Origin of the sequence: Myroides sp. A21 (assembly GCF_000807225.1) — a bacterium.
Taxonomy (GTDB): Bacteria; Bacteroidota; Bacteroidia; order Flavobacteriales; family Flavobacteriaceae; genus Flavobacterium; species Flavobacterium odoratimimum.
Genome location: NZ_CP010327.1, coordinates 561,583 through 577,585, shown reverse-complemented (window position 1 = coordinate 577,585; position 16,003 = coordinate 561,583). Strand labels below are relative to the sequence as shown.

General features: G+C 36.1%; 7 protein-coding genes and 2 rRNA genes. 7 read left to right on the top strand and 2 right to left on the bottom strand.

Going from position 1 to position 16,003, the window contains the following annotated elements; all coding sequences use genetic code 11:
• Positions 1-2: 2 nt before the first annotated feature.
• From MYRA21_RS02690 to MYRA21_RS02670, 5 genes are all read left to right on the top strand, one after another.
• Positions 3-2,886, top strand: a 23S ribosomal RNA gene (locus tag MYRA21_RS02690).
• A gap of 109 nt (positions 2,887-2,995) precedes the next feature.
• Positions 2,996-3,105 (top strand): 5S ribosomal RNA (rrf, locus tag MYRA21_RS02685).
• A 165-nt stretch (positions 3,106-3,270) separates the two neighbouring features.
• The gene (locus tag MYRA21_RS02680; protein ID WP_006260364.1) at positions 3,271-6,507 is read left to right on the top strand and encodes an AsmA-like C-terminal region-containing protein; all 3,237 of its coding nucleotides are present in this window, start codon (positions 3,271-3,273) and stop codon (positions 6,505-6,507) included.
• Between the two features lie 81 nt (positions 6,508-6,588).
• The gene (gene def, locus MYRA21_RS02675) at positions 6,589-7,179 is read left to right on the top strand and encodes a peptide deformylase (protein WP_006260363.1); all 591 of its coding nucleotides are present in this window, start codon (positions 6,589-6,591) and stop codon (positions 7,177-7,179) included.
• Positions 7,130-8,005, top strand: coding sequence for a M48 family metallopeptidase (locus tag MYRA21_RS02670; RefSeq protein ID WP_230486187.1), 876 nt, complete (start codon positions 7,130-7,132; stop codon positions 8,003-8,005). Before def ends, MYRA21_RS02670 begins: the two co-directional genes overlap by 50 nt.
• A 69-nt stretch (positions 8,006-8,074) precedes the next feature.
• On the opposite strand, the gene MYRA21_RS02665 is transcribed toward MYRA21_RS02670, so the two are convergent.
• Positions 8,075-8,752, bottom strand: a complete 678-nt coding sequence (locus tag MYRA21_RS02665) for a response regulator transcription factor (RefSeq protein ID WP_006260361.1) — start codon at positions 8,750-8,752, stop codon at positions 8,075-8,077.
• Positions 8,745-10,073: a sensor histidine kinase KdpD gene (locus MYRA21_RS02660; protein WP_006260360.1), complete on the bottom strand. Its 1,329-nt coding sequence runs from the start codon at positions 10,071-10,073 to the stop codon at positions 8,745-8,747. Before MYRA21_RS02660 ends, MYRA21_RS02665 begins: the two co-directional genes overlap by 8 nt.
• A 126-nt stretch (positions 10,074-10,199) precedes the next feature.
• On the opposite strand from MYRA21_RS02660, the gene MYRA21_RS02655 reads away from it, so the two are divergent.
• The gene (locus MYRA21_RS02655) at positions 10,200-12,560 is read left to right on the top strand and encodes an outer membrane beta-barrel family protein (protein WP_006260359.1); all 2,361 of its coding nucleotides are present in this window, start codon (positions 10,200-10,202) and stop codon (positions 12,558-12,560) included.
• Between the two features lie 144 nt (positions 12,561-12,704).
• Entirely contained in the window at positions 12,705-15,905 is a 3,201-nt protein-coding gene (locus MYRA21_RS02650) for a TonB-dependent receptor (RefSeq protein WP_006260358.1), read from the top strand.
• Positions 15,906-16,003: the final 98 nt, after the last annotated feature.

Genomic DNA, 16,003 nt, shown 5'->3' with positions numbered 1-16,003 from the left:
GCACATAAGCAAAATAAGGGCGTATGGGGAATGCCTAGGCTCTCAGAGGCGAAGAAGGACGTGATAAGCTGCGAAAAGCTACGGGGATTGGCACACACGAATTGATCCGTAGATATCCGAATGGGGCAACCCAGTATGTTGAAGACATATTATCCTAATAGGAGGCGAACCCGCTGAACTGAAACATCTAAGTAGGCGGAGGAGAAGAAAACAAAAGTGATTCCGTAAGTAGTGGCGAGCGAACGCGGAATAGCCCAAACCAAAGTTGTTACGGCAATTTTGGGGTTGTAGGACCACGAGATTTCTTGCGGATTTAATTAGAATTACCTGGAAAGGTAAACCAAAGAGGGTGATAGTCCCGTATAAGTAAGAGAAGATAAGAATAGTGGTATCCTGAGTAGGTCGGGGCACGTGAAACCTTGATTGAAACTGGCGGGACCATCCGCTAAGGCTAAATACTCCTGAGAGACCGATAGTGAACCAGTACCGTGAGGGAAAGGTGAAAAGAACCGTGAATAACGGAGTGAAACAGATCCTGAAACCATACGCCTACAAGCGGTCGGAGCCCTTTTGTGGGGTGACGGCGTGCCTTTTGCATAATGAGCCTACGAGTTACCGTTGCTGGCAAGGATAAGTGATTAAGTCATGGATCCGTAGCGAAAGCGAGTCTTAATAGGGCGCTTTAGTCAGTAGTGGTAGACGCGAAACCGTGTGATCTACCCATGGGCAGGTTGAAGTTTAGGTAACACTAAATGGAGGACCGAACCGTTTAACGCTGAAAAGTTTTCGGATGACCTGTGGGTAGGGGTGAAAGGCCAATCAAACTCGGAAATAGCTCGTACTCCCCGAAATGCATTTAGGTGCAGCGATGATCGATAGTTACTTAGAGGTAGAGCTACTGATTGGATGCGGGGGCTTCACCGCCTACCAATTCCTGACAAACTCCGAATGCTAAGTAATGATAATCATCAGTGAGGGCATGGGTGCTAAGGTCCATGTCCGAGAGGGAAAGAACCCAGACCATCAGCTAAGGTCCCCAAATGTATGCTAAGTTGAAAAAACGCGGTTTGATTGCCCAGACAGCTAGGATGTTGGCTTGGAAGCAGCCATTCATTTAAAGAGTGCGTAACAGCTCACTAGTCGAGCGATCGAGCATGGATAATAATCGGGCATAAGTATACTACCGAAGCTATGGATTTGCGCATTTAGTTGCGTGAGTGGTAGGGGAGCATTCTAACGGCGCAGAAGGTGATTTGTGAGAATTGCTGGAGCTTTTAGAAAAGAAAATGTAGGCATAAGTAACGATAAGGGGTGCGAGAAACACCCCCGCCGTAAGACTAAGGTTTCCTCAGCTATGCTAATCAGCTGAGGGTTAGTCGGGACCTAAGGCACACCCGAAGGGGGACGTCGATGGCCAACGGGTTAATATTCCCGTACTACTAATAATTGTGATGGAGTGACACAGTGATGAAAGCACCGCGAACTGACGGAATAGTTCGTTGAAGCACGTACCTATAGGTTTGATAGTAAAATGCGTCAGACTTGGAGAAATGCGATAGTACTTTGAGTCTTCGGACAACGAGATAGTGTGCCTAAGGGCTGTCAAGAAAAGCTTCTAAACTTAGATTATTAGTACCCGTACCGTAAACCGACACAGGTAGTCGAGGAGAGTATCCTAAGGCGCTCGAGAGATTCATGGCTAAGGAACTAGGCAAAATAGACCTGTAACTTCGGGAGAAAGGTCGCCAGCGCAAGCTGGCCGCAGTGAAAAGGTCCAGGCGACTGTTTATCAAAAACACAGGGCTCTGCAAAATCGTAAGATGACGTATAGGGCCTGACACCTGCCCGGTGCTGGAAGGTTAAGAGGAGATGTTATCTTCGGAGAAGCATTGAATTGAAGCCCCAGTAAACGGCGGCCGTAACTATAACGGTCCTAAGGTAGCGAAATTCCTTGTCGGGTAAGTTCCGACCTGCACGAATGGTGTAACGATCTGGACACTGTCTCAGCCATGAGCTCGGTGAAATTGTAGTATCGGTGAAGATGCCGATTACCCGCAGTGGGACGAAAAGACCCTGTGCACCTTTACTATAGCTTAGTATTGTTCTTGGATAAGTGATGTGTAGGATAGGTGGGAGACTGTGAAATGGCGTCGCTAGGCGTTGTGGAGTCATTGTTGAAATACCACCCTTTGCTTATTTGAGATCTAACTCCTTGATTGAGGAGGACATTGCTTGGTGGGTAGTTTGACTGGGGTGGTCGCCTCCAAAAGAGTAACGGAGGCTTCTAAAGGTTCCCTCAGCACGCTTGGTAACCGTGCGTAGAGTGCAATGGTATAAGGGAGCTTGACTGAAAGACTAACAAGTCGAACAGGTACGAAAGTAGAGCATAGTGATCCGGTGGTTCCGCATGGAAGGGCCATCGCTCAAAGGATAAAAGGTACGCCGGGGATAACAGGCTGATCTCCCCCAAGAGCTCATATCGACGGGGGGGTTTGGCACCTCGATGTCGGCTCGTCACATCCTGGGGCTGGAGAAGGTCCCAAGGGTTGGGCTGTTCGCCCATTAAAGTGGCACGCGAGCTGGGTTCAGAACGTCGTGAGACAGTTCGGTCTCTATCTACTGTGGGCGTTAGAAATTTGAGTGGATCTGATTCTAGTACGAGAGGACCGAATTGGACCAACCTCTAGTGCATCTGTTGTCTCGCCAGGGGCATCGCAGAGTAGCTACGTTGGGAAGGGATAAGCGCTGAAAGCATATAAGTGCGAAACCCACCACAAGATGAGATTTCTTTAAAGGGTCGTTGGAGATTACAACGTTGATAGGCTATAGATGTAAAGACAGTAATGTCAAAGTCGAGTAGTACTAATAACCCGTAAGCTTATGTGAATCTCCCCTTGTTAATACAAGGGGAGGGCAACTTTCTAAAGTATAGTTAAGTTTAAAATATCAATATAGTTAAAAATATTAGTTACGCTCAATCGTGTAACAACCGATTTAAGGTGGTTATTGCAGCGGGGCTCACCTCTATCCATTTCGAACAGAGAAGTTAAGCCCGCTAGCGCAGATGGTACTGCTAACCAGTGGGAGAGTATGTCGCCGCCTTTCTTTATAGAATCCCCAATCTCGTATGAGGTTGGGGATTTTTTGTTTATATGGATTAGTCATATTTTGTTTCTGCAGACAAGATGTTGTACTATATTTCTGTTTAAGTTTGTTAAAGTTGCGAAAAAAAGATGTTACTTTGTACGCATATTGAAGATTAAGTAAGCTATGTTGAAAACTGTAAAAAAAATTCTTATTAGATTAGGAATAGGCATTGGAGTATTATGTGTATTAGTATTAGCACTAATGTATATTGTACCAGTATTTTATGCAGATCAAATAAATGTTAAGGTAAAGGAATTAATGAAAGAATCCATCAAGGGAGAAGTAGACTTTGAGAAAATTGATCTATCATTTTATAATAGATTTCCTTTATTAACAGCTACAGTAGTTAATCCTAGTATAGCTGGTGTACAATTAGATTCATTGTATTCTGATCATTTATTTGAAGCTAAATCTGTTAGTTTAGGTGTCGATATCTTTAGTATAGTAGGTGGTAAATTAGCTTTTAATAGAATATACGTAGATAGTCCTATTGTTCACATTAATGTTACAGAAAAAGGAGAAGCAAATTATGATGTTTTTGTACCATCAGATGAAAAAGAAGAAAGCGATGAGAGTCTTGAATTAAAGATTGACGAACTTCATATTGATAATGCAGAAATAATCTATAATGATTTAGCTAGTAAGTTGAGTTTCATAGCTTCTGATTTTGATTATGTTGGTCAAGGAAATATGAGCGATGATGTATTTGATTTGTTGAGTAAAGCAAGTATACATTCTTTTGATTTGAATTTTGATGGAGTTCACTATGTGAAAGAAAAACCTATTTTAGCTAAGCTTCAAACTAAAGTAGATACAAAGTCTTTAACATTTGTCTTTGAAAAGAACGACTTACGTATTAAAGGTTTACCTGTTGATTTTAAAGGACATTTTGGTTTTATTGAGAATGGCTATGATATGCTTTTTGATATTAAAACAGAGAATGCTACTCTAGAACAACTGTTATCAGTAATACCACCAGAGTATCAATATTGGTTGGATGATACTAAATTTGCTGGAGATGTTAATGGTAAGTTTTTATTAAAAGGTAAATATGTTATTGTTGATACTTTAAGTCCTAATGTAGATTTATCATTGAAGTTAAAGAATGGATTTATACAAAATAAACAAGTTAGTAAGCCTTTAGAAAATGTAGAACTTGACTTTGCTTATTCAATGCCAAAGTTAGATATAGAAAAAGGAAAAGTGTCTATTAATAAGTTGGCTTTTGATTTAGATAATAAACATACTGATATCAATGCAGAAGTTGAGGGCTTGACCGTTATCAATGCAAAAGGAAAGATAAATTCAATAGTTAATCTTGATTTATTTCAAAAAGCAATAGGTATTGAAGGATTTGCTATGCGTGGTGAATTAGCTTTGGATGGAGCTTTTGATGGAACTTACTCTAAAGGTATTATTGAAAGAAGAACCTTACGTAAGGTATATAGAGACAGTACTATCACTAGTATTCCTCAATTCGATTTAAAAGGATCTATAAAAGATGGATATTTTAAGTTAGAACAATTACCAGAAGCATTAGAAGCTATTAACTTTAACTTTGATATAGCAGCTAAGGATTCTAATTATAAAAATACTTCTGTTAGAATTGCTGATATTTCGTTATCTGCTATGAGTAATTTTATAAAAGGTAATATATATCTAAAGAATCTACGTGATTACAATATTGAGGCGGATGTAGATGCTAAAGTGGACTTAGAGAATATAAAGGAATTCATACCTATAGAAGATATTGTGCTTAGAGGTGTGATTGATGCAAAGGGTAGTATAAAGGGAACATACGAGCCAAAGCGTAAACTATTCCCTGTAATTGATTCTGAAATTAAGTTTGTCAATGGATATGTTCAATTTAAACGTATACCTGACTTACCAATAGAGAATATTCAGATTCATACGATCATTAAGAGTAAGCGTGGATCTCTACATGACTTAACAATTAAAGTCTTACCAATTGACTTTAAAATAGCAGGAGAACCTTTCCAATTAGCTGCTAGTTTGTATAATTTAAATAACTTAAATTATAATGTGAAGTCAAAAGGAACATTGAATATAGGTAACCTATATAAGTTGTTTAAGATTGATGGAATAGATGTACGCGGTAGATTATTAACGAGTCTTTTCTTAAGTGGATTACAAAGTGATGCTGTAAAAGGAGATTTTGATAAATTAAAGAATGGTGGGAAATTTGAAGTAGACAATATAACTGTGACTTCTGAGATGTTCCCAAAACCATTACATATTAAAAAAGGAGTATTCAAGTTCTATAAAGAAAAGATGAAGTTTGAGAAATTTGAAGCTACTTATGGTAGTTCTAAATTTTCTATGAATGGATACTTGACGAATGTGATTGGTTATATGCTGAAAGGAGATACTTTAAAAGGGAACTTTGATTTACAAACTCCTTATATGAATGTTGATGAATTTATGATGTTTGCAAATAATAAAACTAGTAATGTCACAACAGCAAATACATCTAACGCAGGTGTTATTCAGGTTCCTAAAGACATTAATATTGCCTTTAATGCTGTAGCTGATAAGATTAAATACACAGAATACAATATTGAAAACTTTACAGGTAATCTAGTTGTTTTTAAAGGAGGTATAGATTTGAAAGATACTAAGTTTAATTTGATAGGAACAAATGTTGCTATGAATGGAACTTATGAACCAACAGGTTATAGAAGTGCATTGTTTAGTTATCATTTAAAAGCTTCTGAATTTGATATTCAAAGAGCATATAAAGAAATTACTTTGTTTAGAGAAATGGTGACAATGGCGAAGGATGCTTACGGAACGGTTTCTTTAGATTATAGTTTGAAAGGGAAATTAAACAGTAGTATGTTCCCTGTAATGAAGAGCATTGAAGGTCAAGGTACATTATCATTAGCAAATATTAGTTTTAAAGGATTTAAACTTTTAGGAGCTATTGCAGATAAGACGGATGCTAAATCGTTAGAAAAAGGAACATTATCTGACGTTAATATTAAATCATCTATTAAAGATAATGTAATGACTATTGAACGAACTAAAATGAAGATGGCTGGTTTTAGGCCACGTTTTGAGGGACAAGTAAGTTTAGATGGAGATTTAAATATTGGATTTAGATTGGGATTGCCTCCATTAGGTATTATAGGAATACCAATGAGAATAACAGGTAATGCAGAAGATTTTAAAATTAAGTTAGGTAGATATAAAGCAAGTGAAGTATTGGGACAAGGAGCAAAGGATGATGACGAAGATGAGGATGAAGGTACAGATGTAAAATCAGTGAATGATTCTATCCCTGCTCTACCAGAGGTACTGCCAGTACAAGCCCCTGATAGTCTTCCTAAGTCGGCATAAGTAAAAAGCTCAGAGATTCTCTGGGCTTTTTTTATTTATATGTGATTTAAGTTATATTTTTGACTTGTAAAACAAAATAAAATGAATACTTACACCAAGTTAAACGATATAGAAAATCTTCTTATACAACAAAGTACTGTAGAAGAACCAATGCATGTCTATCAGGTAGATAGCCCTGTGGAAGAACAAGTGCTTAGAATGAGATGTGAAGAAGTATTACCGACAGATGAGAACTTAAAATATCTGATTGCGAGAATGTATAAAACTGTTCGCAATGAAGAGAAACCTGGAGTAGGGATAGCAGCACCTCAGGTAGGTATCAATAGAAGAGTTTTTCTAGTGCAACGAATGGATAAAAAAGGAGAACCATTCGAATTCTTTATTAATCCAGAGATTGTATGGTATTCTAAAATATTGAGAAGAGGAGAAGAAGGGTGTTTATCTATTGCTAATGAATATGGAGAAGTATATAGAAGCTTAGCTATTCAGATTACTTACTATGATTTAAGTGGAGAGCATTTCCAAGAAGTGATAGAAGGTTTTACAGCTGTCATTATACAACATGAATTTGATCACCTGAATGGAGTGTTGTTTACTGATCGTATTAAAGAACAAGAAAATAATGAATATTATAATGCATCTCCTACCAGCGAGATTGTTTACCAGAGATAAATTACAGATTGTAGTATTTCTACTTTTTACTACTTGGTGTCTTACGTATAACTTTACTTATGCTCAGACTGTTGATTATAAGTGTTCTTATGATGATTTAGAGCTTAGTTGTCCATCTGATGATGCAGAAGTAGAACGATTATATAAAGTAGGCTTAGAAGCTCTTAATTCACCTAAGTATTATAATATCGCAGGTAAAGTGTTTTTTAGTTTAATAGAAAGAGATAAAACACTTTGTGATGCATATTTCTTCACTGGAGTGGCTTTAACTAAACAAAATAAACACGAAGCCGCAGTAACGTATTATTACTATGCTGATAGTTTAGCTAGTAAGAGTAATTCAGTGTTTAAAGAGGAATTAGCAGAAGCAGCTTTAAGAGTTGGAAATATTGGTTTAGCGAGAAAGAAATACGAAGAATTGATCAAGGACTTTCCCAATGACCCTGATGGATATTATGGAATAGGACTTACTGCTACTTCTTTAGGAGACATTGCTAATGGACTACAAAAATTAAGTATTGCAGAAGAGTTGTATATAACAGAGAATACCTGGACGGAGCAACGACAGCAAGAAGTATATTTAATGAAGGGAATACTCTTTATAGCGGATACTCAGTATGAGGCAGGTTTAGAATATTTAGATAAGTGCCAAACTACTTTTAATACGCTAGATGACTTTAATGCTAATTATGCACTTGCTTCAGACGAATTATTTAAAGAGACTAAGGATGAAAGTTATAAAACGAAAGCCTTAGAAGCTTTAAGCAGAATCAAAGATAAAGGAAAACTGAACGAGACTTTTCTCAAACGTTTTCAAGATAAATAGAATAAGTAAAGGGATTGTGATCTTACTCGCAGTCCCTTTTTATATTGCTACTACGGAGTAGTACCAAGCTTATTTAAGGGATAAGTTCACCTCAAAACCAACCCCTCTTAAACTCAGGATACTTATTGATTCATCGTGTTGAAAGTATTTTCTCAAGCGAGTGACGAATACATCTAAGCTACGTCCATTAAAGTAGTCTGCAGATGGCCAAAGCTTCTGTAAGATCTCTTCACGAGAGATAATATCACCATTATGACTGATTAATAGAAGTAATAAATCTCTTTCTCGTTCTGTCAGACGTATCGTTTCAGAGGGATGACTCAGCTTTAGCTGTATAGGATTAAAAGTATAGCTGCCTAATAAGTACTGTTCTGTTTTTGGTACAGCAGTTCGCTTTAGGATATTCTCTATTCGAAGCTTTAGTTCTTCAGGATCACATGTTTTAGATATATAATCATCAGCACCTAACTTTAACCCCATTAAGCGGTCAATACTTTGGTTCTTTGCTGTTAAGAATAAGAAAGGCAAGTTAGGTAATACCGTATTAATCTCTTTCGATAAGGTAAAACCATCTTTCTGAGGGAGCATAATATCTAATATCGCTAAGTCAAAGTGTTCTTGTGTTACAGTATCTATAACTTCTTCTGGAGTAGTGAACCATTTTACCTCAAAACCACAGATACCTAAATACTGTTGGATAACTGTACCATAATCAATATCATCCTCTACTAATAACAATTTATACATAAGGTATTGTGATTTTAAAAGTAGTCCCTACTTGTAGTTTACTATTTATATTAATACTTCCGTGAAGTGATTTTACTATTTGTTGTACTTGGTATAATCCGATGCCTAGTCCTTGGGTATTATGGATATTGCCTTCTCGTATTCTATAGAATTTCTTGAAGACATCACTCTGTTTATCCTTAGCGATACCCATTCCGTTATCTATAATTGTGATAGTATACTGATTAGCTTCTGATGAGATAATACATTTAATCTCTGTTCCACCATATTTAATACTGTTTTCTAATAGATTAAGAAGTACAGTTTCTATTTTAGTTTTAGAGAGATTTAGTTCATCTTTAGCATTCCATTCTATAGCTAATAGTACTTCAGGATACAGGTTTTGGATATCCTCTATCAGTACTAAAGCATCTTCTTTTTTATAACCTTCTTCTTCATCTGATAGGATAGGATTAAGGCTATTCTGTAATCGGTCTAATCGATCTACTTGACGGAGTAGAAGGTTCACTGTAGGAGACTCATATTCTTTCGACAGATTCTTACAACCATATTTTAGAGTAGCGATAGGTAGTTTAAACTCATGAGAGACATTATCTACCATATTGTAGAGATTAGTTATTTCTCTTTCCTTTCTTTTGATAGCTTTATAAGTAGTATAATATAATATGAGAATAAAAACACAGATTAGAATAGAACCACTTAAAAGGGGAAATAACTGCCTTAGTGTTAAGCTTAAATAATTAGTTACCTCTATAAATCTTTCTTGGTAAATAGTGATATGTAGTTTATAACTATCAGGACATTCTGTGCATGTATCACCTTCATCCTTTATACTAGTCTCATTAATTTCCCATTCAGAAGTATTTATTCTTTGGGGAGCGTTCAGTTTTCGCTTTGTTTCTAAAAGGACAAAAGGTTTATCTAATAACTCCTCTTTGCTATCATGTATAACTACTTGTTTGATAACTATTTTTGCAGCCACTTCATATCCTAAGGTAGAGAACGTACTGTCTATCTTTTTTGTAAACAATTCATTATTCTTGTCTAGGACAGAAGTAAAGTCTGTTTTGATATTTTCTAAGGTTGTTTTTTGCTGCAGTAGGTCTAAAAAAGAAGTATACAGTAAATTTTCTTTTGTTAAGCTAATTTCTTTGTAGAAATGCTCCTCTAGTAAATCATCCATTTTTTGATGAGAGATACTACTTATTTCTTTTTGTTTTAGTTTAACTGCTTGCATGAAATAAAAAATCATTACCCCTACAAGAAGTATATAAAACAAACAAAAGATGATTAAGTAATATTTAGAATTTAGCTTTTTCATATACACAAATATACTTTAAAAAGAGAGTAATACATCAAGAGGCTTTTGCTGTTAACCGTTCATTAACCGTTCATTAACCGCCTTCTTTTTCTGAATACAGCACCTTTGTTTAAAATTAATGAAATTATGGTACGCATACTTATTTTATGGAGCATATTATTGTTAAGTGTATTAGTAAATGCACAAACAACAAACTCTCAGATCAAAGGAAAAGTAATAGACAATAAAAAGGAACTATTGGCTTTTGTTACTGTTGTAGCTAAAGATGCAGATGGCAAGATAGTACAGTCTGTTTATACAGATGAACAAGGTGTTTATGATTTAGACGCTAATACATTGATTACCCAATTAGAATTTAGTTATGTAGGATTTAAATCTCAGACGATAGCTTTAGGTACCACTTCAGCTGTAGTAGAGTTAGCAGAAGATAATGCTATTTTAGAAGAAGTAATGATTACCGCTAAGCGTCCTACTATAAAAAGAGAGATAGACAGATTAGTATTTAATGTGCAAGACACACCATTAGCGACTACGAATGCGTGGGATATTCTGAAACAAACACCTGGGGTCAATGCGATAGGAGATAACCTAAGTATCCGTGGGAGCTCTAGTATATTGGTGACGATTAACGATAGAAAGGTGATGCTGACAGGAGAGCAGTTAAAAGAGATGCTTGAATCTACAGATGGTACACAGGTAGAGGCTGTAGAAGTTATTACTAATCCTCCTGCTAAGTATGATGCTCAGGGGGGAACAGTATTGAACATTAAATTAAAAAAGAACGTAAACTTAGGATATAAAGGGAGTGTAACAGATCGTTTTAAACAAACTACCTATGCAGTTAACACCTTAGGTACACAACATTTTTACTCTGGTGATAAAGTGAATTTATCTGGAAATTATTCTTATACAAAAGGATCAGGAGTACGCTATAATGAAGACAACGTTATCTATGAGACCGGAGAGCGTTGGAGTACAGACCTGACTCGTATGAATAAGATGAGAGGAAGACATAGTTTTAATGCGGAGATGGATGTAAAGGTAGATAGTACATTGACACTGACATTAGGAGGGGATGGCTATATTAATGAGCAAACCAAAGGTGATTATGTCATCCCTACATTAATCTATAATAAAGAGTGGATTGTAGAATCTAACTATACTACTTTTAATAAGAAGCGTGCTAATATGGATACGTACACAGGGTATTTTATGTTAGACAAGAAGTTTAGTCAAGAGAAAAACTTATTATGGTCTTCTTATTTTACGTATGATAACCAGAAAGATAACCAAGATGTACGAACTGAATTAAACTTTAAAAATCAAGTACCAACTGAACGCTTTTTCGCAACGAAAGATAACTCGCGTACACGATTAGCTGTATCTGGTATTGATTATACGATAGATAAAGAAACAACGAAGTGGGAGTTAGGAGGAAAGTATAGTATTGTCAAAGCTTTATATTCATTAGACTTTTTTGATACTAAAACAGGGAATCCTAATAAAGACAAGAGTAACGATTATGATTATCAAGAAATCAACTGGGCAGGATATACTTCATTTACGAAGCAATGGGATAAATGGCAGATTAAAGCAGGATTGAGAGGAGAGTACACAGGCATTCAGACGAAGAGCACAGGGGTAGGGAGTGACACACAGTCATACTTTAAGTTATTTCCTACAGCCTATGTGAAGTATGATGTAACAGACGATCATCATTTGGGCTTTTCGTATGGCAAGCGCATTGACAGACCTTCGTATTCTTGGATGAACCCAGCGAAGAGTTATTATAATTTGTTTTCTTACTTTCAAGGAGACCCTGATTTAAAACCAACAATCAGTCATAATTTTAGTCTGAGTTATGATTATAAAGAGTGGAGTTTAGAGATGTACTATAAGAGAGAGCAGAATCCATCTATGGAAATATCATATCAAGAGGATGCTACTAATACATTAGTATATCACTATACAAATATAGATAAGAGACAGGTAGCAGGGATGAGTTTAAACACGCCGTATAAAGTAGGAGAGTGGCTGACTCTAAATAGCTATTTAAGATTAGAGTATAAGGAAGATTACTTTTATGGTCTAGATAAGAAGTTGTATAAGAATGATGCATTCGGTTTTGGAGGGCAACTATATGCTTCTGCACTTTTAGAAAAAAAGAGTAATTGGAAAGCGATGTTGACTTATAGTTTTTATACACCAGGTGTACAAGGAACTTTTAGAATAAGTAGTTATCAGCGTACAGACTTTATCATGAGTAGAGAGTTCTTGAAGAATAAGTTATCTGCTAATTTGTATGTGTATAATATTTTTGGTAGTGACAGACAGATCATTAGTACTAACTATGCGAATCAAAATAACTACTTTAAAGACTATAGCGATACACAAGGTTTTGCTATTTCTTTAAAGTATAATTTAGGAAACCAAAAGGTAAAATACAGTTCTAAAGAAATAGAGATGACAGAAAAAGACAGACTTTAGTATAAGATGACTATGAGTTAACACTTTAATAATAACTCTTAGAATTCTTGAATTTAAAAATGACAATTTCTTTACGCACTAAACATCTAGAGATAATAATGGAAGAATAGATTTGACTTCATTAATCAACTAGTAGTAACGTAAATGAAAAAAAAATTACAATTAGCAGGTTTGGTATGTGCGACTTTATTTAGTGCACAAGTTTTTGCTCAAACCACACAAGCTTCTATCCAAGGGATCGTATTACAGGATAATGCGATCCAACAGGGAAAAGAAGTTATGATTAGAAATACCTCTACAGGATTTACCACCCGCACTAAGACGAATGCTAATGGGGAGTTTGTCTTTAAAGAAATTCCATTAGGAGGTCCTTATATCGTTGTTACACAGGATGAGACTGGTGGAGAAGTAAAAAAAACGGGGTACTACGTAAACCAAGGTGATAATGTATTCGTAGATATTGTTATTGGATTAGATGATCAGCATTTAGAAGAAATCGTTATTGATGGAAAGAGCTTAAAGAATCAGAAGGAGTCTTTGGGGGCAGCGACTACTTTTACAGCAAGCTCTATAAAGAATTTACCTATTAACGGACGTAATTTTGCTAACCTAACGGATTTATCACCTTTATCGAATGGAGGGTCTATAGGAGGACAACTAGGATCTTCTATTAACTTTACGATAGATGGTACTACTGCTAAGAATCCTACATCAGGAGGGGCGACTACTAGTAGAAGTGGTGCTCCATATTCTGTATCTATGGAGGCAGTACGTGAGTTTCAGGTAGTGACGAATCAGTATGATGTGACATTAGGAAGAAGTGGAGGAGGAACCGTAAGTGCAGTGACTAAATCTGGAACCAATGAGTTCTCAGCTTCGATGTTCTCTTATATGCGTGCAGATTGGTTATCTAGCCCGTATGATATCAACGGAAATAAGAAAGGGGATAGAGATTACTCTACTTATCAATATGGACTATCTTTAAGTGGCCCGATTATTAAGGATAAACTACATTATTTTGTAGCATGGGATCACCAGTTAGACACTCGATCACTAGTGATTGCAGATATTAATGGGCCAGCAGATGAGGATAGATACGGTATTACTAACCAGACTTTAGATAAGTTCGTAGGTATTGCTCGTGATAAATATGGTGTGTCTAATAATCCTCAGTACGGAACATTTGACAAGAGAAGAAACTCTGATGCAGCCTTCTTACGTTTAGATTGGCAGATTAACGAGAACAACTTATTGACGGTTAGAAATAACCTTACATATGACTATAATCCACTAGGATTAGGAGATAACACACAGATTAATCTATACGAATCTTATGGTACAGATAAGAGTGTTGACAACAGTTTATTAGCTACATTAAGAACGAATATCAGTCCTAAGCTGACTAATGAGTTAAAAGTACAGTACTTATATACATTCCAGGATAGTCATCAGAGTGCAGAGTTACCAGGATGGTATATACCACGTGCTATTGTGGAGAACGTAACTTCTAATATTGGAGGAGGTGTGCGCTCAGCGAATATACAGTTGGGAGGACACCGTTTTGCACAAGAGAAGTTCACCAACAATGTTTTTCAGGTTGTAAATAATTTATACTATAACACAGATAAAGTAAACTATACTTTCGGTGTTGACGTGATGCAGACTAATTCTAAGTCAGTATATGGTAGTGAAGTGAATGGACGTTTCCATTTTAATAATGATCCTGCTCTAGGATATTCATCTATGGATAGCTTTGAGAATCTAAGACCTTATAGATATTATAGAGAAGTACCTTTAGTAGATGACCTTACTGTCGATGGGAATATATTAAATGCGGGTATCTATGGACAAATGAAGACTTCTTTATATCCTGGTTTAGATATGACTTTAGGGCTTCGTTTAGATTATGCGAAGTATCCGACAGCTAAGTTTAACCAGTTAGTATATGATGAGCTAGGACTAAGAACAGACAATAACTTTAAGTCTTTGATTGTACAGCCACGTATTCAGTTTGATTGGAATATCAATGAGAACAATACAGACTATATCCGTCTAGGTGGAGGTATCTTTGGTTCGGATGTGAATAACTATGCATTGATTAACAACCTTACTTTTGATGGAAGTAAGCTAGCTACTGTGGATGTAATGGGAGCTGATGTACCTACTCCAGACTTTGAAGCTTATAGAAAAGATAAAAACACAATACCTTCTTTGACTCAACATCAGTTAAGCACAATCAACTTCACAGGAAAAGATGCAAAAGTACCGATGGTGTATAAGGCTAACTTATCGTATACACACTTCTTCAGCAGTAGATTTAAGGTGAGTGTGACAGGGTATATGAACTTAGCTCGTAATAACTACTTCTATAAAGATAGAAATATGGTGGATAAACCATTCTTTACTTTAGACAATGAAGGAGGAAGAGGTGTATTCGTCCCTGCAGAAACTATTTTAGCGAACGGTGCTTCTGATTGGAAACAAGGTAGAAAATCAAACCAACTAGGTCGTGTATTAGAGTTAGTAAGTGAAGGAAAAGTAAATAACTATGCTTTAGTATTTGACACGAATTATAACTATTACAGAGATGGACAGATAGCAGTGAGTTATACTTGGAACTCTACTAAGGACAATACTTCTTATAATGGAAACGTAGCTAACTCGGCTACACTAGGACTACCAGTAGCAGATGACCCTAGAGATTTAAGCAAGATGAGCTATTCTGATAATCACTTTAGACATAAGTTAGTAGTGTATGGTAATGCACCTAGTTTCTACGGAGTGAATGTAGGAGTGAGATTCTCTGGTATTGGAGGAACGAGATATAGCTTATTATCAGGAGGTAATACGAATGGAGATTTTGTTAGTGGTAATAATGACTTAGCGTATGTATTTGATATCAATGATCCTAAGACTCCACAGCATATTAAGGATGGATTACAAGCGATTATGGATAATCCAGAAGTAAGCAGTAGCCTTAAAAATTATATCCAAGATAGCTATGGTAAAATAGCAGAGAGAAACGGAGGAAAGAATAGCTTCTATGGTGTATTTGATTTGCGTATAGCGAAGACTTTCCATGTTAAAGGGAAACACAAGTTTGAGCTATCAGCAGATGTATTTAACGTAGCGAACTTATTGAATAAAGATTGGGGAGTGAATAAATCTATGAGAACGCAGTCTCTATATGCTTTAGGGGTACCTAAGAAAGGGGAGACAGCTGCTTTACCAGGTTTTGATCAAGCTACACAACAATTTAATTATAGAGTAAATACAAAAGGGACTCCTGTCAATAGAGGAAACCCATACCAAATACAAATAGGGTTAAAATATAGTTTTAATTAATGCTTTCATAGTTAATAGATTATCAGGTTAATGCACTAATTCTTAAAAGTGGGACTCGTCAGAGTTCCACTTTTGTTTTTATTATACAATAGTAAAAG